The 21,862-nt window shown below is 57.8% G+C and carries 17 protein-coding genes; 11 read left to right on the top strand and 6 right to left on the bottom strand.

Features of this window, described 5'->3' with window-relative positions; genetic code table 11:
- Position 1: 1 nt before the first annotated feature.
- Positions 2-2,215 (top strand): hybrid sensor histidine kinase/response regulator, encoded by a 2,214-nt coding sequence (locus ACR0DJ_RS10310; protein WP_480684854.1) that lies wholly within the window; start codon positions 2-4, stop codon positions 2,213-2,215.
- Between the two features lie 44 nt (positions 2,216-2,259).
- Here the strand turns inward: ACR0DJ_RS10310 and ACR0DJ_RS10315 are convergent, their stop codons facing one another.
- A complete protein-coding gene (locus ACR0DJ_RS10315; RefSeq protein ID WP_170345435.1) occupies positions 2,260-3,204 on the bottom strand; it encodes a LysR family transcriptional regulator in 945 nt (314 codons plus the stop codon).
- Between the two features lie 129 nt (positions 3,205-3,333).
- Between ACR0DJ_RS10315 and ACR0DJ_RS10320 the strand changes: the two genes are divergently transcribed.
- The 7 genes from ACR0DJ_RS10320 to ACR0DJ_RS10350 all read left to right on the top strand — a co-directional run bounded on the left by ACR0DJ_RS10320 (position 3,334) and on the right by ACR0DJ_RS10350 (position 13,748).
- On the top strand, positions 3,334-4,341 hold the full coding sequence (locus ACR0DJ_RS10320) for a TAXI family TRAP transporter solute-binding subunit (RefSeq protein WP_171119318.1): 1,008 nt from the start codon (positions 3,334-3,336) through the stop codon (positions 4,339-4,341).
- A 79-nt stretch (positions 4,342-4,420) separates the two neighbouring features.
- Entirely contained in the window at positions 4,421-6,634 is a 2,214-nt protein-coding gene (locus tag ACR0DJ_RS10325; protein ID WP_480684855.1) for a TRAP transporter permease, read from the top strand.
- Position 6,635: 1 nt separating this feature from the next.
- A complete protein-coding gene (locus tag ACR0DJ_RS10330) occupies positions 6,636-7,874 on the top strand; it encodes an NAD(P)/FAD-dependent oxidoreductase (RefSeq protein WP_425079578.1) in 1,239 nt (412 codons plus the stop codon).
- Positions 7,875-7,913: 39 nt separating this feature from the next.
- On the top strand, positions 7,914-8,654 hold the full coding sequence (locus ACR0DJ_RS10335) for an aspartate/glutamate racemase family protein (RefSeq protein WP_425079579.1): 741 nt from the start codon (positions 7,914-7,916) through the stop codon (positions 8,652-8,654).
- 153 nt (positions 8,655-8,807) lie between these two features.
- Positions 8,808-10,985 (top strand): Tex family protein, encoded by a 2,178-nt coding sequence (locus tag ACR0DJ_RS10340; RefSeq protein WP_480684857.1) that lies wholly within the window; start codon positions 8,808-8,810, stop codon positions 10,983-10,985.
- A gap of 172 nt (positions 10,986-11,157) precedes the next feature.
- On the top strand, positions 11,158-12,555 hold the full coding sequence (locus tag ACR0DJ_RS10345; protein WP_480684858.1) for a bifunctional enoyl-CoA hydratase/phosphate acetyltransferase: 1,398 nt from the start codon (positions 11,158-11,160) through the stop codon (positions 12,553-12,555).
- Complete coding sequence (locus ACR0DJ_RS10350) at positions 12,552-13,748, top strand: acetate/propionate family kinase (protein ID WP_257600928.1); 1,197 nt, start codon at positions 12,552-12,554, stop codon at positions 13,746-13,748. The genes ACR0DJ_RS10345 and ACR0DJ_RS10350 overlap by 4 nt, the downstream gene beginning before the upstream one ends.
- Before the next feature lie 4 nt (positions 13,749-13,752).
- Here ACR0DJ_RS10350 and ACR0DJ_RS10355 read toward each other — a convergent pair whose 3' ends face one another.
- The 5 genes from ACR0DJ_RS10355 to ACR0DJ_RS10375 form a co-directional block, all read right to left on the bottom strand.
- Entirely contained in the window at positions 13,753-14,520 is a 768-nt protein-coding gene (locus ACR0DJ_RS10355) for a citryl-CoA lyase (RefSeq protein WP_425079581.1), read from the bottom strand.
- A complete protein-coding gene (locus tag ACR0DJ_RS10360) occupies positions 14,517-15,701 on the bottom strand; it encodes a CaiB/BaiF CoA transferase family protein (RefSeq protein ID WP_480684859.1) in 1,185 nt (394 codons plus the stop codon). The genes ACR0DJ_RS10355 and ACR0DJ_RS10360 overlap by 4 nt, the downstream gene beginning before the upstream one ends.
- Complete coding sequence (locus ACR0DJ_RS10365) at positions 15,694-17,205, bottom strand: tripartite tricarboxylate transporter permease (protein ID WP_480684861.1); 1,512 nt, start codon at positions 17,203-17,205, stop codon at positions 15,694-15,696. Before ACR0DJ_RS10365 ends, ACR0DJ_RS10360 begins: the two co-directional genes overlap by 8 nt.
- A gap of 1 nt (position 17,206) precedes the next feature.
- Positions 17,207-17,689, bottom strand: a complete 483-nt coding sequence (locus ACR0DJ_RS10370; RefSeq protein ID WP_480684862.1) for a tripartite tricarboxylate transporter TctB family protein — start codon at positions 17,687-17,689, stop codon at positions 17,207-17,209.
- 66 nt (positions 17,690-17,755) lie between these two features.
- Positions 17,756-18,739 (bottom strand): Bug family tripartite tricarboxylate transporter substrate binding protein, encoded by a 984-nt coding sequence (locus tag ACR0DJ_RS10375; RefSeq protein WP_257600933.1) that lies wholly within the window; start codon positions 18,737-18,739, stop codon positions 17,756-17,758.
- Positions 18,740-18,846: 107 nt separating this feature from the next.
- Between ACR0DJ_RS10375 and ACR0DJ_RS10380 the strand changes: the two genes are divergently transcribed.
- From ACR0DJ_RS10380 to ACR0DJ_RS10390, 3 genes are read left to right on the top strand one after another with little or no spacing between them, the layout of a single operon-like run.
- On the top strand, positions 18,847-19,515 hold the full coding sequence (locus tag ACR0DJ_RS10380; protein ID WP_257600934.1) for a response regulator transcription factor: 669 nt from the start codon (positions 18,847-18,849) through the stop codon (positions 19,513-19,515).
- Positions 19,505-20,872 (top strand): sensor histidine kinase, encoded by a 1,368-nt coding sequence (locus ACR0DJ_RS10385; protein ID WP_170345421.1) that lies wholly within the window; start codon positions 19,505-19,507, stop codon positions 20,870-20,872. The genes ACR0DJ_RS10380 and ACR0DJ_RS10385 overlap by 11 nt, the downstream gene beginning before the upstream one ends.
- Positions 20,851-21,858, top strand: coding sequence for an ABC transporter substrate-binding protein (locus tag ACR0DJ_RS10390; protein WP_170345420.1), 1,008 nt, complete (start codon positions 20,851-20,853; stop codon positions 21,856-21,858). Before ACR0DJ_RS10385 ends, ACR0DJ_RS10390 begins: the two co-directional genes overlap by 22 nt.
- Positions 21,859-21,862: the final 4 nt, after the last annotated feature.

The following is a 21,862-nucleotide window of genomic DNA, read 5'->3' on the forward strand; positions in this document are numbered from 1 at the left end:
CATGATCGAGCATCTCACAGATCCCTCGGACTCACTTGATCGTCAGAACGAGAAGCTCAGGAAAATCGTCGAAGCCCTGATGCGGCGCGTGGAAGAATCCACCAATGCCTCTGGCGCGGCTTATGCTCAGTTCCAACGGGCGGCGGTGCTTGAACAAGAGGTCCGCGCCCGAACGGATGATCTTGAGCGCGCGCTTGAGCTTCTGAATGACTCCAACGCCAGGTTGGCGCAGGCCAACAAGGAAACCGAAGCAGCGCGCGCAGATTTGGCAAATGCGATCGAAACGGTGCAGGAAGGATTCGCCCTGTTCAATCGTGACGAAGAACTGGTGCTGTGCAACAGCCGGTTCGGGATGCATATGCCCGACATTCAGGAACAGCTGAACCCCGGCTTGCGCTTTGCCGACTACGTGGAACTGGTCAGCCAATCCGGGTTTCTGTCCTTGCCAGAGACAATGACCCCGGGGGACTGGGCCAAAAGCCGCCTGGATCGTCACGCAGATGACCACGTGGTGTTCAATGTTCGCCTTTCAGGCAATCGGTGGTCGCAAGTTTCCGAACACCGCGCGCCAGACGGGGGCACCGTGATCTTGCAAACCGACGTGACAGACATCATGCGGATCGAACGGCAAGAAAGGGATCGCATTCTGGATGACAAGGCGCGGTTGATCCGCGCCACGCTTGAACATATCGATCAGGGCGTCTGCATCTTTGACAACAAGCACCGCATGATCGGGTGGAACACCCGCGCAAGCGAGCTTTTGGCCATTCCGATCACGCAGTTTCAGATGGGCACGCGGTTTGAAACCCTGTCCAATCGCCTGGGCGACAACATCAGCTTTCAGAAAGGCATAACCGAGGCGGATCTGCTGGATTGGGTCAGCCGACCAACCTATCGCCGCCCCCTTCAGTTCCAGATGCATCGGGGGCGAACGAAAATCCTGTCGGTCTTTGCCCAGGAAATGCCGGACCGGGGCTTTGTGATTTCCTTTACCGATGTAACTGCGGAGCGGAAGTCTGCCGAGGCTTTGTACGAAGCCAAGGAAATGCTGGAACAACGTGTGGCGTCTCGCACAATGGAACTTGCGGATGCGCTGAACGAGGCTGAACGGGCGAACGCGTCAAAATCGCGTTTTGTGGCTGCCGCCAGCCATGACCTGTTGCAACCTCTGTCTGCGGCAAAACTCTATGTTGCGTCACTGGGCAGCGGTTTGGACAAAGACACAGCGCAGACCGTCGCAGCAAAAGCAGAAAGCGCCCTGAACAGTGTCGAACACATTCTCGAAGCCCTGCTGGACATCTCAAAGCTGGATTCCGGGCGGGCCAAGGCGCATCTGTCCACGGTGTCGGTGGGCGAGCTTTTCTTGCAGATGGAAGACGCGTTCAAGCCCGTCGCCCAGGCCAAAGGTCTGAAATTGCGTTTTGTCGACACAAAGGCTCTGGTCACAAGCGATGCCAGTTATCTTCGGCGGATATTGCAGAATCTGCTGTCAAACGCGATCCGGTACACCGAGACCGGCAAAGTTCTTGTTGGTGTCAGGCATCGCAAGAACGCAATTGCATTGGAAGTCTGGGACACGGGCATCGGTATAGCTTCAGATCAAAGAGATATCGTGTTTCAGGAATTTCAGCGTTTGCATTCAGATGCCAGCGCCGCCGAAGGCATGGGGTTGGGTCTTGCGATTGTCGAGCGGGCCTGTGGGTTGCTTCAACATCCCATCCAGCTGTTTTCCGAAGTTGGAAAGGGAACGGGGTTTTCGGTCGAAATACCTTTGGCCCGGGCAAAACCAGAGGTTTCTCTCTGCTCTTCAGTGCCACAAAAACCAAACTCGAATGTGCTGGGCAACACCGTCGCCCTGTTGATCGAAAACGATGAAAACCTGCGCGGCGCCTTGACCATGACCATCGAATCCTGGGGCGTCGAAGTTCTTGAATGCGAAAGCGAAAGCGAAGCGATTGGCCTTCTGCGCGAAATAGGTATCCTGCCGGATTTTGTTGTCGCAGACTATCAATTGAACAACGGGAAAACAGGGACGGACGCCATGCGTGCCCTGACGGATGAATTCGGGCATTTGCCCGGCTGCATTATTTCAGCCAATCGATCACAAGAGCTTGTCCAGCAGTGCAAACAAGCAAAGCTGCCGCTGTTCTACAAACCGATAGATGCGCAACAGCTCAAATCGACGCTGGAGGCCTCTGTTGCGCGCAGCATCTGAGTTCTTCCGGTTGTCGCCTGCGTCACAGTGCCGTCCTGTGTCTTTCAGAAATCTTCCGTCCGCGGGTTCGCGTTGGTCTGATCCAGCATCGATACAACTTCCGCCTTCCACCCCGCTTTTATTTTCAGCGCCAATTGCGACGGAGGGCGGTGATCCGGCGACAGGATGGCGTATTCGTATCTGAGGGGGTCCTTGAAAGGCAGGAATACCACACGGCCATGCGAGATGTTCAGTTTCCGTTCCGTCGCAACGGTCAACGGATCGACAATCGAGCAGCACTGCCCCGATCCAACAAACGGAATGAGCGGAAGAAAATACTGGCACGTCACACTTGGTTTGTAAGTGGCTGAAACCATCTGAAAAGCGCGCTGAACTTTTTTCTGGAAAGGGTGGGTGTCGTACAGTCCACCCATTGGCACATCATCGAGATCCGAAATCGTCAAAGCCTTTTCTTGCGCCAACGGATTGTCCCGATCCATTGCGCAAAAGCAATCTCCGCTGATGATCTCTGCCGTGAATTGCGGCTTCTTTCCGACCGGGTGTTCGAAATCAGCAAACCCGAAATCAATGTTCTGAGTGCCAGCAAGTTCCATTATCTGGGGCGAGCTGCGGGTTGACAGCGTAACCCGAATGTCCGGATTTCCGCCAACCGAGCGGCTGATGAAATTCGGAAAGGCAAAAATGGACGGTCCCGGCATGGCGGCAATGTTCAGGTTGCCTGAACTTCCTTTAAGAAGCCCGTGCATCGTGCTGGAAACCGTTGATAATCTGTCCAGTATCCCAGTGGTTTCCGCCAACAGGTAATGCGCCTCGGGCACCGGGATCAAACGCCGGCCTTTTCGTTCGAACAGGGTCAGTCCAAGACTTCTTTCCAGGTTCTTGATTGCCAGGCTGATCGCCGGTTGTGTCCGGTTCAGCTTCTTTGCGGTCTGAGAGATGGACCCGGTTTCCATCACCTCACGAAAAACAGTCAATTGAGCAAGGTTCATGTCCAAAGCATAAGCTAAACTTTCGTTTTGTTAAATATAACAAATTTGTTTTTATGTTAAAATTGCATAGGCTGAACGGATCAGAATTCGGACAAACCGAATCCAATAATCCACAACTGGGAGCTTACGATGAGATTGATGAAATGCCTGACGGGTTTGGCTTTGGCGGGTGCATTGGCTGCACCGGCGCTTGCACAGGACCCAACCTTTTTCCGCATCGGCACCGGCGGTGCGGGCGGCACTTATTTCCCGATCGGCGGGACCATCGCCAACGGAATTTCGGCCCCTCCGGGCTCACGCCCCTGCGAAGAGGGCGGCCAATGCGGTGTGCCCGGGCTGATCGCGATCGCGCAGTCGACAACTGCGTCGGTCTTCAACAATGCCGCCGTGCAAAACGGCGAGCTTGAGGCCGGTCTGGCCGCGGCTGATGTAACCCGTTCGATGTATCTGGGTGAGGGCAAGTTTGAAGGCAAACCCCACCCGAAGCTGCGCATCGTCGCAAACCTGTTCCCCGAAGACCTGCACCTGGTTCTTCCCGCAGGCCAGACGATCAACGATCTGAGTGACCTCAAAGGCAAGCGCGTTGGTATCGCGCAGGCCGGTTCGGGCACGCAGGTGGCCGTGTTGCAAATGCTGGAAGCATGGGGCGTCAACCGTGACAATATGGATGAGGCCGAGTTGAACAACAGTCAGAGCGCCGAACGTCTGGCCGATGGCCAACTTGACGCCTATTTCTACGCGGCGGGCTGGCCGGTTGCCGCAATGGTGCAGCTGTCTTCGACCAAGGGCATGAACCTGCATTCCTTCAGCGATGAAGACTTGGCAAAGATCAACGAGATCATTCCTGCCTATATCCCGTCCGCTATCCCGGGGGGTGTATATGAAGGCATCGATTCCGAAACCAAGACCCCCGCGGTAAGCGCGATGCTGGTCGTGTCATCGGATCTGTCCGAAGACCTGGTCTATCAGCTGACCAAGGCCCTGTGGAACGACAACACGCGCAAACTGCTGGACAACGGCCACGCAAAGGGCAAGCAGATCACGCCTGATACCGCCCTCGACGGTGTCGAGGCGCTGGGTGTTCCGCTGCATCCGGGTGCCGAGAAATTCTATAAAGAAGCCGGTCTTCTTCAATAACCACACCTGACTGAAACCTGTCGTCGGTGCCCCGGTCGGGGCACCGCACTCTGGAATCATGCGAAATCGGGGGGCCATCATGTCCGAGACCCAGAAACTTGATGACCACGAACTGACGGCCGAGGAACTTGCGGCCATCGAAGAACAGTTCGACGAAGGCGCCGCTGTCCGGCAGGTCACGCCCACGGCAGGCAAGGTGTTGCGTGTCGTCGCCCTGATCTTTGCATTCTACGAATTCTTCACGGCTGGTTTCGGCCTGCCTGCCGACCACTGGCATATGGGCATCTATCTGGCTCTGCTGTTCATTCTGGTCTACGCCACGATCCCGATTGTCGGAGCCAAAAGCCTCTATGCTCTCAAAGTCAGTCGTTTCCGCGTTGGCAACGTCCCTCTCTATGATCTGGTCTTCATGGCGCTTGGCATCATCGCCGCGCTTTACGTGGGTTTCGCCTGGCGCGGCATACCGTTCCTGGGGATCGAGGAACAAACCTTCCGCATGGGCAACCCAAACAGCTATGATGTAATCCTCGGCGTCATCATCATCCTTCTGGTACTGGACATCGCGCGCCGCACGCTGGGTTGGGTGCTGCCGCTGATTATCTGCGTATTCATTTCATACGCGCTGCTGGGCCCCTATTTTCCCGGGTTGCTTCAACATCCGGGCGTGAACTTCAAAACCTTCGTATCGTCAATGTACTTCCCGCAGGAAGGAATCTATGGCGTGACGCTTTGGGTCGTTTCGACCATCGTGTTCCATTTTGTCCTGTTCGGCGTGATCGCTCAGCGAACGGGGCTTGGGCAACTGTTCATTGACAACGCAACCATTTTGGCGGGCCGCTATACCGGCGGGCCTGCAAAAGTGTCGGTGGTATCCTCGGCCTTCTTCGGCACGATCTCGGGTTCATCGGTGGCCAATACAGTTTCGACCGGCGCGCTGACGATTCCCAACATGAAGCGCCTTGGATACCCGGGCCATTTTGCGGGCGGGGTTGAGGCTGCGTCCTCTGCCGGTGGCCAGATCACACCACCCATCATGGGGGCAGCCGCCTTCATCATGGCTGAGTTCCTTGAGGTGCCCTACACCACCATCGTCATCGCCGCGATCTTCCCCGCGATCCTTCACTATGTTGGAGTCTTCGCGGTGGTGCACCTGATGGCACGCAAGCTGAACCTGCAAGGTCTGGCGAAAGAGCAACTGCCGCAACTCAAGGCCGTCTGGGCCGAAGGCTGGGCCAATATCGTGCCGCTGATCGGTCTGCTGGTAGTTTTGTTCACTGGATACACGCCCTTCATGTCGGCCTTCTGTGGCATATCGCTGGCGGTGATCGCGGGCATGTCGCGGATCAAACAGCCGCCAACTCTGATCTACGCAGCGGCGTTTCTTGCGTTCGTGCTTTGGAAGTTCTCCGACGGTGGGTTCGACCTGTCCATGACCGCGATTCTGTGCGGATTGTCGGTTATCGCCACGCTGAACCCGCAGAAACGGGTCGAAGTACCCGAGATGCTGGCCGCGGTCGAACTTGGGGTAAAGTACTCGCTGGCCGTGGGGGCCGCTGCCGCCGCGGTGGGTATCGTGGTGGGTGTGATCAACACCACCGGTATCGGTTTCCGCATCGGATTCATGGTGACACAGGGTGCGGGCAATCTGGCATCCGATCTCTACAACATGATCTCGTTCGGCAGTTTCCAACTGTTTGCAATGGAAGACCTGCAACTGTTTATCTCGCTGGTTTTCATTGCCATCGTCTGCATTCTGATGGGGGCCGGCATTCCGACCACCGCACTGTACATCATGCTCGTTTCGGTCGCGCAGCCTGCGCTGGCGCAGTTGGGGGTTCCACCCATCGCCAGCCATCTGTTCGTGCTGTATTACGGCGTGGTCTCCGAGATCACACCTCCGGTCTGCACGTCGGCCTATGCCGCCGCAGCGATTGCGAATTCCAACCCGTTCCGCACCGGTCTGTCCGCCTTTACGCTGGGACTGGGCAAGGTGATCGCGCCGATGGCCTTCGTCTATGCGCCGGTTTTGCTGTTCGTGTCTTCCACAGGGTTCGATCTTTGGGAATTCACCTATACCGCCGCCAGCTGTATTGCCGGTGTCATCGCGCTTTCGGCGGCGGTCGTGGGGTATTGGTTGCAGCCACTCAACCTCGTGTCGCGCATCCTGATGGTCGTTGCCGGGATTATCTTCGTTGCGCCCACGCTGACGGCTGACCTGATCGCTCTGGCGGTGGCGTCTCCTGTCATCGTCACACAGTTGATCGCCCGCAGCCGAATTCAAGCAACGATCTGACATGCCTGAACAAGTGACCATCATCGGCGCCGGGATCGTCGGCCTGTGCTGTGCGCTCTCGTTGCAGGAGCGCGGTATTGCCGTGCGTCTGATCGACCGTGGAGAACCGGGGCAGGAGACTTCGTTCGGCAATGCCGGTGTCGTCTCGCCCTGGTCGGTCATTCCACAGGCCACGCCCGGCATCTGGAAAACGATCCCTCGGATGCTGCTGGATCCGAAAAGCGCGTTGACCGTCAGGCCTGCGTTCTGGCCCAGGATGATACCCTGGGGCCTAAGGTTCCTGAAGACTTCGAGCGAGAAATCCGTACGCAATATCTCGGACGCAATGGAGTTATTGTGCCGCCCATCGGTAGATCTGTACCGAAGGCATCTGCAAAATACCGGGCACGAAGACCTTATTGTTGATTCCAATTATATCCACGCGTTTCGCAACCCGGATCAGGCTGACCTGAAAGAACTTGGATATCTGATCCGGCAGGAAAAAGGCGGACGGCTTGAGCGGATCGGCGGGCCAGAGCTGCGCCGGATCGAACCCGCTTTATCCAGGGATTTCAAAGCAGCGATCCTGATCAAAGGGCAGGCGCGGGTTACCTCACCCGGCCGGGTTGGCGAGGTTTTAGCCGACAAGGCCCGTCGACAAGGCGCTGAATTCGTGAGGACAGAAGTCAATGAAATAAAGCGCACCGAAGACGGACAATGGCATTTGACCTCGCCGGCCGGTGCGCTTCACGCCGATACTGTCGTGTTGGCCGCCGGGGTTTGGTCTGCCGGGTTGCTGAAACCCTTGGGTTTGCCCGTGCCACTGGTGGCCGAGCGTGGATACCATGTCCAATTCCCGACCCCCTCTGCCAGCCTGGAAAACTCGGTGATGGACGTGGACGCCAAGGTGGTGGCCAGTTCGATGCAGGACGGTTTGCGTGTGGCGGGCACGGCCGAATTCGGCGGCATCGACGCGCCGCCAGATCCACGCAAACAGTCGCTTCTGACCGCACAGGCCCGCGCAATGATGCCGGATCTGAACACCTCGGACACGCAGTTCTGGATGGGTCGACGCCCGTCTTTTCCCGACAGTTTGCCTGCGATTGGTCCGGTTGAGGGGCACAAGGGCCTGTTCACCGCCTTTGGTCATTCCCATTACGGTTTGATGATGGCCCCCAAAACAGGTGAGCTGGTGGCTGATTTGGTGTCAGGGCAACGCCTCAACATCTCATTGGATTCATTTGCCTTGTCGCGATTTTGACGCGCAACAACCACCGTTTCTAAGAAGGATTGCCCCATTATGCCGATCTACCAGGGTGGACAGAATATCTGCGGAGCCTCTATCGGCGTTTTGTGTCTGGAAAGCTATTTCCCCAAACCGCCCGGGCATATCAAGAACCCATCCAGCCTGCCGTTCCCGGTGCTGTACGAGATGATAGATGGCGTCACGGTGCCAACGCTGCTGAACAACCCGACACCTGATCTGCTGAACCCATTCATACAAGGCGCGCAACGGCTTGAGGCTGAAGGCGTTCGCGCCATTACTGGAAGTTGCGGGTTTCTCGCCCTGTTCCAAAAAGAGTTGGCCTCGGCCGTATCGGTGCCAGTCTTCGCTTCGAGCCTGATACAGGTGCCATTGGCTTTTCACATGACCGGGGCCAGCGCACCGGTCGGGGTGATTACAGCGGATTCATCAGCGCTGACGCAACGCCATTTCGAAGGCGTTGGGGCGGGGGGCGTTCCGGTGGCCGTGCAGGGTCTGGAACACACCAGCGAGTTTGCCGAAGTCATCCTGCGCAACACGCGCACCCGTATGGATACAGATCTGATCGAGGCCGAAGTGCTGGACGCTGCGCGCAGGCTGAAGCGCGATACGCCTGAAATACGCTCGGTGGTATTGGAATGCACGGATCTTCCGCCTTATGCAAACCGCATTCAGGAAGACCTGAAACTGCCGGTCTTTGACCTGACGACGCTGGCGCAAATGGCGCATAACGCAAGCGCGCGCACCGGGTATTGCGGGTTGATGCCGTGGAGTTGAGGCCGTCGCACGCTGGTAGTGTCCAAGAAATGCCAAATAGCCGCAAAAACAGTGGCTACCTGCTGATGCCTTTCGACGGACCGGTACAAGGGACTTCCCCTTGCTGAAACGGCTCGTTAAGAAGCCCTTCCACTGCCGTTTCAGGAGGCCCCCTTGGACCGTATCGCCCGCACCATAGCCACCGAGATCAACGCACGTTCCGATCAGGTCGGTGCTGCGATCAATCTATTGGATGACGGAGCGACAGTTCCCTTCGTCGCCCGCTATCGGAAGGAAGCAACCGGTGGGTTGGACGACACCCAGTTGCGCCTTCTGTCCGAGCGATTGACCTATCTGCGTGAGCTTGAGGCACGGCGGGAAACCATCCTGAAGTCGATAAAAGAACAGGGTAAGCTGACCGAAGATCTAAGCAATTCGATAGCTCGGGCCGAAACCAAGGCACAGCTGGAAGACATCTATCTGCCTTACAAGCCCAAGCGGCGCACCAAGGCGATGATCGCGCGCGAAAACGGGCTGGAACCCCTGATCGAAGCCATTCTGGCCGATCGCGATGCGGACCCGGAAACACTGGCCGGGGCATACCTGAGCGAAACCGTTGCCACCCCTCGTGACGCGCTGAACGGCGCGCGCGACATTCTGACCGAACGATTGACGGAAAACGCGACATTGCTGGGTGAATTGCGGGCCTTCATGCAGCGCGAGGCGCTGCTCAGCGCCAGGGTTATCGACGGGAAGGAAAAGGAAGGCGCCAAGTTCAGCGATTACTTTGACCATTCCGAGCGTTGGGCGGATGTTCCATCGCACAGGGCATTGGCAATGCTACGGGCGTCAAAAGAGGGCATTGTTTCACTTGATATCGCGCCGGAACCGGAGTTCGGGGCAGCCCGGGCCGAGACCATCGTGGCCGCACATTTGCAGACACGCGGCAATGGGCCGGGTGATGCCTGGTTGCGCAAAGTTGCCGGGTGGACTTGGCGGGTCAAGCTTTCGCTGTCCATGATGGTCGAACTGATGGCCGATCTGCGCAGCCGTGCGCAGGACGAGGCAATTCAGGTCTTTTCACGCAACCTCAAGGACTTGCTGTTTGCTGCTCCGGCGGGTGCCAAGGCCACTTTGGGTCTTGATCCCGGCATCCGCACCGGCGTGAAAGCGGCGGTGGTTGACGCAACGGGCAAGGTCGTGGCCACTGATACGCTCTATCCCTTTCAACCCAAAAACGATTTGCGCGGGGCGCAGGCGACCATCCTCAATCTGATCTCGGCCCACCAGATCGAGCTGATCGCCATCGGAAACGGAACCGCGAGCCGAGAAACCGAACGGTTGGTTGCAGATACGCTGGCTCTGCTGCCCAAGACGGTAAAAGCGCCAACCAAGGTGGTTGTGTCCGAAGCCGGTGCCTCGGTCTATTCCGCGTCTGAACTGGCAGCGCGAGAGTTTCCCGATCTGGATGTCTCGCTGCGCGGGGCGGTGTCCATCGCCCGGCGATTGCAGGACCCATTGGCGGAACTGGTCAAAATCGAACCGAAATCCATTGGCGTCGGTCAATACCAGCATGACGTTGACCAGCACCGCTTGTCGCAATCCCTGGATTCCGCGATCGAGGATGTCGTGAACGCGGTCGGGGTTGACCTGAACACAGCCTCTGCACCTTTGCTTGCGCGTGTGTCGGGGCTGGGCCCGGCGCAAGCCGAAGCCATCGTCGCCCATCGCGATCTGAACGGACCGTTCCAATCGCGCAAGGACCTGTTGTCCGTCGCAGGCTTGGGTCCGCGTGCCTTCGAACAATGCGCCGGGTTTCTTCGCATAAGGGACGGCGCCGAACCGCTTGATGCGTCGTCGGTGCACCCCGAAGCCTATGAAGTCGCCCGCCGCGTCGTGTCCGCCTGCGGGCGGGATATCAGGCACATCATGGGCCATGAAGGGTCCTTGAAAGGGGTGCGGGCACAACAATTCGTAACCGAAGATTTCGGCCTGCCCACGGTTCTGGATATCTTTGCCGAGCTCGAGAAACCCGGACGGGATCCGCGACCCAGTTTTGTCACGGCCAGTTTCGCGGATGGCATCGAAGAGATAACCGATCTGAAGCCCGGAATGGTTCTTGAGGGCACCGTGACAAACGTGGCGGCCTTTGGGGCATTTGTGGATGTGGGCGTTCATCAGGACGGTCTGGTTCATGTCAGCCAGCTGGCGGACCGCTTCGTCAAGGATCCGCATGAGGTCGTCAAGGCCGGGCAAGTCGTGAAAGTGCGCGTGGTCGAGGTGGATGTGCCCAGAAAGCGGATCGGTCTTTCGATGCGCAAACAGGGCGGCGGCGGAAAGCGGCGCGCCTGATCTGCGATCTGCACATTATCCGGGCGTCACGACATGAAGGCGTTACCCACCGGAAATAGCGTGCAGACCGATACGGGCAGCCAGCATGCGTTGTTTTCATTGTGCGCTGAACTCGGTATCAGCAAGAGAGTTCACAGCGTCGCCAAACCGATCAAAACAGAAACGAAAGCTTATGCAGTACCACAACAAGCCATACAACAAGCTTCAGGTCGGTGATACCGCCGAGTTGGTCCGCACGTGCTCGGTCGATGATTTCTATGTGTTCGCCAACAATTCGGGCAATCACAATCCTCTCCATCTGGCCAGCGAAGACGGCGACGGCGACCACATCAACGAAGCGGTTGCCCCTGCCATGTTCGTGGGGGCCCTGATCTCGGCCGTTTTGGGGAACGTTTTGCCGGGGGCAGGGACGCTTTACAAATCGCAATGCTTTGACTTTGTGGAAAGGGCGCATGCCGGTGATGAACTGGTCTCCAAAGTCACCGTTCTGGAAAAGCGACCAAACCGGGAGGTTGTCTTTGACACGGTCGTTACGCGCCCATCGGACGGTGCCGTGATCGTCAGCGGGCAGGCCGTCGTGATCGCGCCGGAGAAAGAGATGGTGTTTGCCGAGTTGGATTTGCCTGGACTGGTGGTGAAACGTCATCGTCATTTTGATGCCATGCTGGAAAAGGTACGCCCGCTGCCGCCTATGCCGACTGCTGTTGTGGCTCCGGAAGAGCCCAATGCCCTGGGTGGGGCGCTGTTGGCCGCGCATGAGACGATCATCACACCCATTCTGATCGGTGACCCGGACAAGATCGCGAACGCTGCCGCCGAAATCGGAGCATCGTTGGATGGGATCGAAATCATACCGCAGAGCGATCATTTCAGCGCGGCCAACACGGCGGTCGATCTTGTTGCGGAAGGTCGAGCAAAGGCGCTGATGAAAGGGCATCTGCATACCGACGAACTGTTAAAAGCCGCGCTCAGGCGCGAGAAAGGCCTGCGCACCGGTCGCCGCTTTACCCATGTCTTTGTCATGGATGTGCCCGGACAACCCAGACCACTCTTGGTGACGGATGCTGCGATCAATATCGAACCCGATCTGGAAACCAAGATTGATATTGTCCAGAACGCAATCGACCTGGCCCTGTCGCTGGGGATCGAAAACCCCAGGGCGGGTATTCTTTCTGCAATCGAAACCGTCAATCCGGCGATCCGATCCTCGGTTGATGCGGCTTTGCTGTCGAAAATGGCTGAGCGCGGTCAGATCACGGGCGGGCTTGTTGACGGCCCTCTGGCCATGGACAATGCCGTCAGCCTTGCGGCTGCACGTTCCAAAGGGATTGTGTCGGATGTCGCGGGCAAAACCGATATTCTGGTGGTGCCGAATCTGGATGCCGGGAACATGATGGCCAAGCAACTGACCTACATCGCCAATGCAGAAGGGGCCGGTGTGGTCATGGGGGCCAAAGCGCCCATCATATTGACCAGCCGTGCCGATGACGACAAAGCCCGGCTGGCTTCCTGCGCCGTGGCAGCCCTGCACGACGCCTTCTCACTTTCACGCACCGGAGCACCCGCATGACACATGTCGTGACACTGAACGCTGGATCGTCTTCGATGAAATTTGGCCTGTTTGAACTAACCGATGACGATCCGATCATGGTGTGCACCGGGGCGGTCGAGCGGATTGGAGAACAAGAACCGCTTGTCAAAGCAAAGTCTTCCGACGGAAGTGTCCTTGCCAGCGGCACCGCCGGAGAAATCAGTGATCACGCCGCAGCCCTGGACTGGGTATTGAACCTGCTTGCGCGCTCATTTCCTAACAGCGACGTGACTGCGGTCGGGCATCGTGTTGTCCATGGTGGACCTGACATTGACGCTCCTGTGCCATTGACCAAGGCTTCCATTCAAGAACTGGACAAGCTGTCCCCGTTCGCGCCTTTGCATCAGCCGCACAATCTGGCCGGGGCCAGGGCGGCGATGGAACGTTTTCCGAACGCGGTTCAGATTGCCTGTTTCGATACGGCCTTTCACCGCAACCACCCCTGGGAGAACGACGTTTTCGCCTTGCCGCGCGAGTATTACGACAAAGGTGTTCGGCGTTATGGCTTTCACGGGCTCAGCTATGAATACATATCGGATCACATGGCAAAAACAGCGCCGCTTCTGCACGAAGGGCGCGTGGTCGTGGCCCATCTGGGCAATGGTGCATCGATGTGTGCGATGATCGGAGGGCGGTCAGTGGGCTCGACCATGGGGTTTTCGGCCCTGGACGGGCTGCCGATGGGTTCGCGCTGTGGTCAACTGGATCCCGGCGTGGTCCTGTATCTGATGGACCAGGAAGGGCTGAGCGCTGACGAAATCTCAGACCTGTTGTTCCGGAAGTCAGGGTTGTTGGGCCTGTCCGGGCTGTCCAACGACATGCGTACCCTGGAAAAGGCGGACACACGCGAAAGCCGTCAGGCGATCAGCTATTTCACTTTCCGTATTCGGCGCGAGCTTGGCGCCATGGCGGCCATTCTCGGGGGAATCGATGCCTTGGTGTTCACCGGTGGGATCGGGGAAAACTCGCGTCTTGTGCGTGACCGGGTTTGCTCCGGGATGGGATGGCTGGGCATCGAGCTGAATCCCGACGCAAATGCGGACAATGACCGGATCATTTCAACCGATCTGTCCCGCGTCGTGGTCATGGCAATCCCGACCAATGAAGAACTGGTCATTGCCCGTGCGGCGGCTGACCTGTTGGCCAAACGCCCACGGCTCAGAACTGCCTAGCGACCTACGTCTCGACATAGGTCCAGCGGTAGGCCGGCGGAGTCGGTCCCTTGTTCCGGCCGCCTTGCTGCATCTGTTCCCACGCATGGGCCAGAATGCCAACAGATCTGGATAGGCAGAAGAGACCGCGTGCCAATGGGGGCGCAAAGCCCAACTCGGCATAGATCACCGCGGTGGCACCATCAATGTTCATAGGAACGGGCTTCCCCTTGCGCCGGGCCAGTTCTGCCTCGATCGCCTGCCCGATCCGCATAAACTGACCATCACAAGCCCCGTCCTTCACAGCATCACGGACCAACGCCATCAGACGTGGTGCGCGCGGATCCGTTGGCGTGTGGAAACGATGGCCAAAACCCGGCAAGATCTTTCCTTCGCTCTTGATCCACTCGTCCAGCGTTTGATCCAACCGGCCAGGATGTTGCGCCACGAAATGGTACAGCGTAACTGCTTGCTCACCAGCCCCGCCGTGAATATCCCCCAACATGTTCACGGCACTCGCCATCGCATTGTTCAGCGGCAGCCCACAAGTCACGGCCATGCGCGCCGTTGCGATGGAGGGCGCCTGAGGTCCATGGTCCACGGCGGCGACCAACGCGGCCTCGAACAACCGGGCCTGCGGGCCAGATGGTCGGTCGCCACGAACCATGAACCAGATCATTTCCGCGAAGCTGAGATGTCCGATCAGATTCTGGATCGGCTCTCCGCGCAGGTCGATCCGTCCAGGTTCCATATCGATGATGGAAGTCGTCCACCAATCGGATACATCGCTCATATGATGCCTTCCTTGCTCAAGGCGTCAATTTCCGCGCCGGATAGACCAATTTCAGACCAGATCGCACTGTTGTCCGCCCCGAGCTGTGGTGGTGCGGTGCGCGGCATGTGCCGTTCGCCGTCCATGACAATGGGGCTGCCTGCAAGTTTCATGTCTTCGCCCTGCACCTTCAAAGACCCGATCAGGCCGCGATCAGCAAGCTGTTCGTCATCAAGCGCCTCGGGCACGGTTAATACCTGCCCGGTTGGCACTCCGATTGCGTTGAGTTCGCGTACCCAGTCTGATGCCGCTCTGGTCAGCAGGGTTTCCTCCAGCGCCGCACGCAGGGCGTGGCGATTGCGCTTGCGGTCTTCGCGTGTTTCGTAGTCCGGGTGATCCAGCAGGTCTTGTCGTCCCAGATGCCGGGCCAGCGCCTGCCACTGCTCGTCGCGGTTGGCGGCAATGTTGATGGGCGCGTCAGAGGTTGCAAATGTTCCTGATGGCGCTGACGTCGTGTTTTCGTTGCCATGGGCTTCCGGAGTGACACCACCGACCAGATAGTTCGACACGACCCAACCCATTGTCGAGATCACAGCCTCGGACATCGCCACATCCAGATAGGCACCGCGAGGGTCTGCGTTCAGGGCGGCAGAAACCGCGAACGCGGCCGTCATCCCTCCGACCGTGTCCGCCAATGGATAGCCAACGCGATAGGGCGCAGTGTCTGGTCCCCCGGTGACGGACATGAGGCCACTGATGCCCTGCACGATCTGGTCATATGCCGGATCGCCTCGGCGGGGACCATCCTGTCCAAACCCGCTTATGGCGCAGTAAATCAGGTTGGGGTTCACGTCGCGCAGGACGCAATATCCAAGTCCAAGCCGATCCATCACACCGGGGCGAAAATTCTCCACCAAAACATCCGCGGTCTGGACAAGGCGTTTCAGAAGCGCCTTGCCCTGTTCTGATTTCATGTTGAGCGTGATGGACTTTTTTTCAGCATTCTGCGCGAGAAAACTGACGCCCATACCGGCCTTGTTTCTGGCAGGATCAGCACCCAGGACGCGGGCAAGGTCGCCGCCATCAGGGCGCTCGACCTTGATCACTTCAGCGCCCATGAGCGCCAGTTGATAACAGCAATACGGACCTGCGAGGACATTCGTCAGATCGAGAACCCGTATTCCGGCCAGCGGCTCAGTCACCTTCGGCGACCCCTGCGGCCCGGGCACGCGCGCGGCGTGCGCGATAGCTGGGAAGAAGCACCAATAGCGCTGCGATAACCAGAAGACCCAGCGTCATTGGACGCTCCCAGATAAAGGCGATGCCGTCATAAAGCTGCATCGACCGGGCGAAGTTGTCCTCCATCATGCCACCAAGGATGAAACCGATCAGCAGCGGCGCCAGCGGGTAGTCGGCAAATTTCAACGCCGTGGCGCAAACACCGAAGCCAACAAGTATCAAAAGCTCGGTCGCATTGTTCTGCCCGATATAGGCCCCCATCAGGGTGAAGAACAAAATGAAGGGGATCAGGTAATTGCGCGGAACCGAGAGAACCTTGGCGATATATGGGATCAGCGGCAGGTTCAGGATCAGCAGGACAAAGTTGCCGATGAACATTGACATGATCACGGCCCAGAAAATCTGTGGCTCGTCCAGCATCAGGCGTGGGCCAGGTGTCACGTTCAGGGCGATCAAAGCGCCAAGCAGGATCGCGGTGGTGCCGGACCCGGGAATGCCCAGCGTCAGCAGCGGCACGAAAGACCCGGTACATGCCGCATTGTTCGCCGTTTCGGGCGCAGCCAGACCTTTTATTGATCCTTTGCCGAATTCTTCCTGTTCCTCTTTCGGGGCAATGTTGCGCTCGACCGCGTAGCCGAGGAAGCTGGCAATCGTTGCCCCCGCACCGGGCAGAACCCCGATGAAGAAGCCCTGTACAGATTGGCGGCCGATCACCGGCGCGATGGCCTTGGCTTCACGGCCTGTGATGCGCAGGTCCTTGATCTCACCGTCATCCCCCTGAAGGTTCTTTGGTTTGAGCACCAGAAACAGCGCTTCGGGCAAGGCGAACATGGCCATGGCAAGCGTGATAAAGCCAAAGCCCGATTGCAGATCCATGATACCCATGGTGAAACGCGGCAGGTTGAACAATGCACCTTCACCGACCGTTGCCATGATCAATCCAAGAAGCGTCATGATGACGGCTTTGGCCACTTGGCCGGTGCCTGCGAAGGCAGCGATAGCGGACAGGCCCACGACCATAAGCGCGAAATACTCGGCCGAGTGGAACAGCAGTGCCACCGAAGACAGAGCAGGGGCAAAGACCATCAACAAAATGGCCCCGATTGTACCGCCGGCAAAACTTGCAATAGCTGCAACAGTCAATGCTTTGCCCGCTTTGCCCTGGCGGGCCATCGGATAGCCGTCGAAACTGGACGCAACAGTGCCCGCGACCCCCGGCGCATTGAGAAGGATCGAAGAAGTCGAACCGCCAAAGATGGCGCCGTAATACACACCGGCCAGCAGGATCAGAGCCGCGGACGGGTCGCCCATGGAAATCGCGACCGGGATCATGATGGCAATGATCGACATCGGTCCAAGTCCCGGAAGCATGCCGATGAACGTGCCGATCAGGCACCCTGCGATCACCATCAGCAGGTTTTGAATTGAGAAGGCCGTTTGCAGGCCGATCAGAAGTCCTTCGAGCATGTCAGCCTCCGAAAATGCCTGGCAATGGGCGCATGTAGATGCCAAGAACTTCCTGAACCAGATACCAGACCGCGCCGGTGGCGATCAGCGCGACGAGCAGCATGACGTGCCATTTGCGCTCACCCAGAATGAAAGACCCGAGGATCAGAAAGGCCGAAGTCGAGATCAGAAACCCGACGGGGCGCAGGCAAAGCGCGTAGACGACCATCAAGGCCAGTAGCATAATCGCCTGATCAAGATGGTATTCTCCCAACCGCCGATAATCGATATCGGCTTCCTTTGGTTCCGTCTTTTCAAAGCCCAGCAAAATGATCGTGGTGGTGATGATACCCAGAACCGACAGCACTTTGGGGAACGTACTGGGCCAAATTGGGTTTCTCTGCATGAAAGGGGGCAGGCTGCCGTCCATCGTGAACCAAGCGGCATAGCCATATGTCAAACACACACCCAGAAGAATGAGTGCGATCCAGCGATCCAGCGCCATGAGACCCCCTCCTTGTTCTTGTTCGTGGGAAGGCAGAGCGGCGGACCCGCTCTGCCGAAATCGGACTTAGAGGAAGCCCAGCTTTTTCATCAGATCGCCGATCTGCTGTTCCTGCTGCTCCAGGAACGTCTGGAAGTCAGCGCCCGAGTTGTGGATGTTGACCCAACCATTGCGTGCCCGAACCTCTTCCCATTCCGGGGTGTCATACATCTTGGCAATCGCTTCCTGGTAGGCGGCCAGCTTGTCTTCGGGCAGACCGGGAGCCGCGAAAAAGCCGCGCCAGTTCACGAAGGTGGTATCAATACCCTGTTCCTTCATCGTCATCGCGTCAGGAGCCGCGTCAACGCGCTCTTCGGATGTCACGCCGATAATCTTGACTTCACCCGCGTTTGCCAGATCGACCGCTTCCGAGAAACCGGTGGATAGGGCGGCGATCTCACCCGACAGCAGGGCCGCCATGGCTTTACCGCCAGCATCATAGGGGATGTACTTCACGCCAAGCGCATCCTTGCCCGCTGCTTCCATCACCATCGCGGCGACCAGATGGTCCATGCCGCCGGGAACCGAGCCGCCACCGATCGCAGTACCGCTTGGGTCGGCATCAAAAGCGGCAAGCAGATCCGCCATCGAGTTGATCGGGCTGTCTTTCCCGACAACGATCGCGGCATAGTCGCCGATAGTGCCCGAAACCAGCGTCAGATCGCGGAAGTTGTGAGGGAATACACCGGTCAAAGAGCGGATCACGATCGGCGTCGAATTCACCATCAGCGTACCATGGTTACTGTCGGCATTTTCGATCAGATATCCAATGGCTTTGCCGCCACCGCCGCCGGACATGTTTTCGTATGACGCCGTGCCGACCAGACCAGCTTTTGTCAGCGCTTCGCCCGTGCCGCGCGCGGTTCCGTCCCAACCGCCACCGGCACCACCGGGAATCAGAAAGTGAATGCTGTCCACGACCTGATGGCCATCAGCCAAGGCCGGCCCTGTCAGGCCAATTGCGGCCACAGCTGCGATCAGGGCGCGACGGCCCAGTGTGAATGTCGTCATGATGTCCTCCCATTTGACAACCAGCCGCATGGCGGCTCAGATTGGGTGGAACAAAAACACATCAACCTGACATCAACCTGTCACGCACGAAAAACAGCAAAAATCCCATGAAATTCCTTCTTGTGGAAGACAATCTTGATCTGGCGAACGCCATCTGCTCGCGCATGAGGTTAGACGGCCATGTGGTTGATCATGCGTCTAAATTGGATGATGCAACGGCCTTTGCCGAAACTCAGGAATACGACCTTATTCTGTTGGATATCATGTTGCCGGATGGGGACGGGCGCGACTTTCTCAAACGGCATCGCGCTGGTCATCTGGACACCCCCGTGATCGTTTTGACAGCACGCAGCCAGGTCTCGGATCGAATCGGCTCGTTGGATCTGGGGGCCGACGATTACGTCACCAAGCCTTTCGATCATGCTGAACTTGAGGCCCGCTGCCGTGCCGTTCTGCGCCGCAAATCCGGGAATGCAAGGACAACGATCGAAGTGGGCGGAATAATCTTTGACCCTTTGGCAGGTCATCTGACCGTTGGGGATGAGACTGTTTCCTTGCGCAACCGTGAACTGCGTCTTCTGGAACTGTTCATCAGTGCGCCGGGACAGGTGTTTTCGAAACAAAAGCTCACGGACCGGCTTTTTTCTTATGATGACGATGTCTCGGACAATGCCATCGAGGTTTACGTTGGTCGCCTTCGCAAACATCTTGAACCTTCGGACCTGAAGATCACCACGCTTCGCGGTCTTGGATACAGGTTGGATCATGCCTCCTGACCCCTATGTTTCAGGGTCGCTTCGGAACAGGCTGGTCCTGACTTTGATCGGTGGTGCCGCGATATTGGCGTTTCTTCTGTTTATCGCGGTTCGCAACTATGCCGCACAGGTCGCGCAACAAGGGCAGGACAACATCCTGGGGGCGGCAGCCACCTCGATTCTGGACGCGGCCGCCTTGCGCGACGGGCAGTTGGAGGTTGATATTCCCTATGCAGCCTTCGCCATGCTCAGCACACCGTCCGACGACCGGGTTTTTTACGCGATTTTTCAGGATGGCGCGTTTCTGTCAGGATATGAAGATCTGCCGCCGGCCAAAGGGCAATTCGACGGCAAGTGGAGCTTTCAAACCCGTCGGATACGGGGTGAAACCATACGTCAGGTCAGTGCGCGGCGAACCCTGGTGGGCCTGAACAAACAAACCGTCATCGAGGTCGCTTTGGGCCAAACGCAGGACGCCCTTGCGGAAACTCTGGACCAGATTTCACGCAACGCGGCGATCTTGGGCATCGGGTTCTTTGCTCTTGCCGCTGCGCTGTCGTTCTGGGCCACCTCTTCGACGATTGGCCAATTGAACAGGCTTACGACCTCTGTCACCCGGCGCGGCCCGCAGGACCTGAGCCCGTTCAAAAAGCCCGTACCCCGCGAAATGGCTCCTTTGGTGGCCTCGTTGAACTCTTTGATGGGGCGACTGGATCAGTCACTGAGCCAATCGGAAGATTTCATCGCCGAGGCGGCCCACCGGGTGCGCACCCCTTTGGCAACCGTTCGATCTTATGCCGATGCCACATTGCAGAGGGTCGAAAAGGAAGAAAACCGTGAAGCGTTACGCTCAATGGTGCGGGCCATTGATGAAAGCTCGCGCGCGGCGGGGCAATTGCTGGATCATGCGATGATCACGTTCCGCGCCGATCATCTGGAGCGCGAAGACATTGATCTCAATGCTTTGGTCCGTGATCTGGTGCAGCGTTTGACACCAATCGCCGAAATGAAGGACTTGTCGCTTTCCCTGAGCGGCGATCCAAAGGTTTCCTACTCGGGTGACCCCATTCTTATTCAGAACGCTGTGCGCAACATGATCGACAACGCACTGAAATATGCGCCTGCCGACAGTTTCGTACGCATCGAGGTTGTTTCGGAACCACGCATTCAGATAATTGTCAAAGACCGTGGGCCGGGGTTTCCTCCAAACGAGATCGACACTTTGACACGCCGTTTCGAGCGCGGGAAGAATGCAAGCGGAACCATCGGATCCGGATTGGGCCTTACAATCGTTCAGGACGTTGCTTCTGCGCATGGTGGCACACTGGAATTGACCAACCGGCAGGGGGGCGGCGCGTGCGTTATCTTATCGCTTTGATTTTCTTCAGCCTTCCTGTCGTTGCTGCCACCCAAACCTGGGAGGACAGGCAGGTTTTCAACGCCTCGGCGGATGAGGCGCATCTACGCGTGATCTCAAGCACGGACACCTTTCTGTTCGAACCCTTGATTGCGGGTTTCATCGAAGAAAACCCCGGTATCTCTGTCGAATACCTGGTGACAGGCACCGCAGATATTGACCGAATAGTCCGTGCCGCGCCGGACGATTTTGATGTCGTCATATCCAGCGCGATGGACCTGCAACTGAAGCTGGCAAACGACGGTTTCGGGCGCATCATCGACGACATACCGCTGCCATCCTGGGCGCAATGGCATCAAAGCCTTTTTGCTTTCACCTCGGAACCGGCGACAATCGTGATTAACCGCGCGGCCTTTGCCGGTGGCCCCATCCCCGAGACCCGGCAACAACTGATCGAAATCCTTCGTTTGCGTCCCGATGATTTCAGGGGCCGTGTGGGTACCTATGACATCCGTCAATCCGGTCTGGGGTATCTGTTCGCAACGCAGGATGCCCGCGCGTCCGAGACGTATTGGCGGCTCATGGAGGTGATGGGTGGATTGGACGTGCGCCTGTACTGTTGTTCGGCGGATATGATCGATGACCTCGTCAAGGGTGAGATTGCTGTGGCTTACAACGTTCTGGGCAGCTATGCCGAAGCCCGCGCCGGAAGCAAGGACACTGTGGAAATCATTCTGCCGTCGGATTTTCAGACGACCATGATGCGCACGGCCATGGTGCTGAACGGCACCCCGCAACCGGACGCGGCCACGTCTTTTCTAAAACATCTGATTTCCAACCAAACCAAGCGGGTAGGCGACCCCGTTACCTTGCCGCCCTTGGCAACACACGAAACCGGCACCGATCGCGAAACGATTGGGCTGGACCCGGCCCTCATGACCTTTCTGGACAGGCTGAAACGCCGCCGTTTTCTAGCTGAATGGGAAAACGCGGTCATCCAGCGATAACCGC

It is taken from the genome of Ruegeria sp. BF10 (assembly GCF_056538725.1).

Excerpts from the sequence above, each read along its gene's own strand:
- ACR0DJ_RS10345 (WP_480684858.1), top strand. The coding sequence starts at position 11,158 with ATGCAGTACCACAACAAGCCATACAACAAGCTTCAGGTCGGTGATACC.
- ACR0DJ_RS10350 (WP_257600928.1), top strand. The coding sequence starts at position 12,552 with ATGACACATGTCGTGACACTGAACGCTGGATCGTCTTCGATGAAATTT.
- ACR0DJ_RS10375 (WP_257600933.1), bottom strand. The coding sequence starts at position 18,739 with ATGACGACATTCACACTGGGCCGTCGCGCCCTGATCGCAGCTGTGGCC.
- ACR0DJ_RS10355 (WP_425079581.1), bottom strand. The coding sequence starts at position 14,520 with ATGAGCGATGTATCCGATTGGTGGACGACTTCCATCATCGATATGGAA.
- ACR0DJ_RS10385 (WP_170345421.1), top strand. The coding sequence starts at position 19,505 with ATGCCTCCTGACCCCTATGTTTCAGGGTCGCTTCGGAACAGGCTGGTC.
- ACR0DJ_RS10380 (WP_257600934.1), top strand. The coding sequence starts at position 18,847 with ATGAAATTCCTTCTTGTGGAAGACAATCTTGATCTGGCGAACGCCATC.
- ACR0DJ_RS10370 (WP_480684862.1), bottom strand. The coding sequence starts at position 17,689 with ATGGCGCTGGATCGCTGGATCGCACTCATTCTTCTGGGTGTGTGTTTG.
- ACR0DJ_RS10325 (WP_480684855.1), top strand. The coding sequence starts at position 4,421 with ATGTCCGAGACCCAGAAACTTGATGACCACGAACTGACGGCCGAGGAA.
- ACR0DJ_RS10335 (WP_425079579.1), top strand. The coding sequence starts at position 7,914 with ATGCCGATCTACCAGGGTGGACAGAATATCTGCGGAGCCTCTATCGGC.
- ACR0DJ_RS10320 (WP_171119318.1), top strand. The coding sequence starts at position 3,334 with ATGAGATTGATGAAATGCCTGACGGGTTTGGCTTTGGCGGGTGCATTG.
- ACR0DJ_RS10365 (WP_480684861.1), bottom strand. The coding sequence starts at position 17,205 with ATGCTCGAAGGACTTCTGATCGGCCTGCAAACGGCCTTCTCAATTCAA.
- ACR0DJ_RS10330 (WP_425079578.1), top strand. The coding sequence starts at position 6,636 with ATGCCTGAACAAGTGACCATCATCGGCGCCGGGATCGTCGGCCTGTGC.
- ACR0DJ_RS10315 (WP_170345435.1), bottom strand. The coding sequence starts at position 3,204 with ATGAACCTTGCTCAATTGACTGTTTTTCGTGAGGTGATGGAAACCGGG.
- ACR0DJ_RS10310 (WP_480684854.1), top strand. The coding sequence starts at position 2 with ATGATCGAGCATCTCACAGATCCCTCGGACTCACTTGATCGTCAGAAC.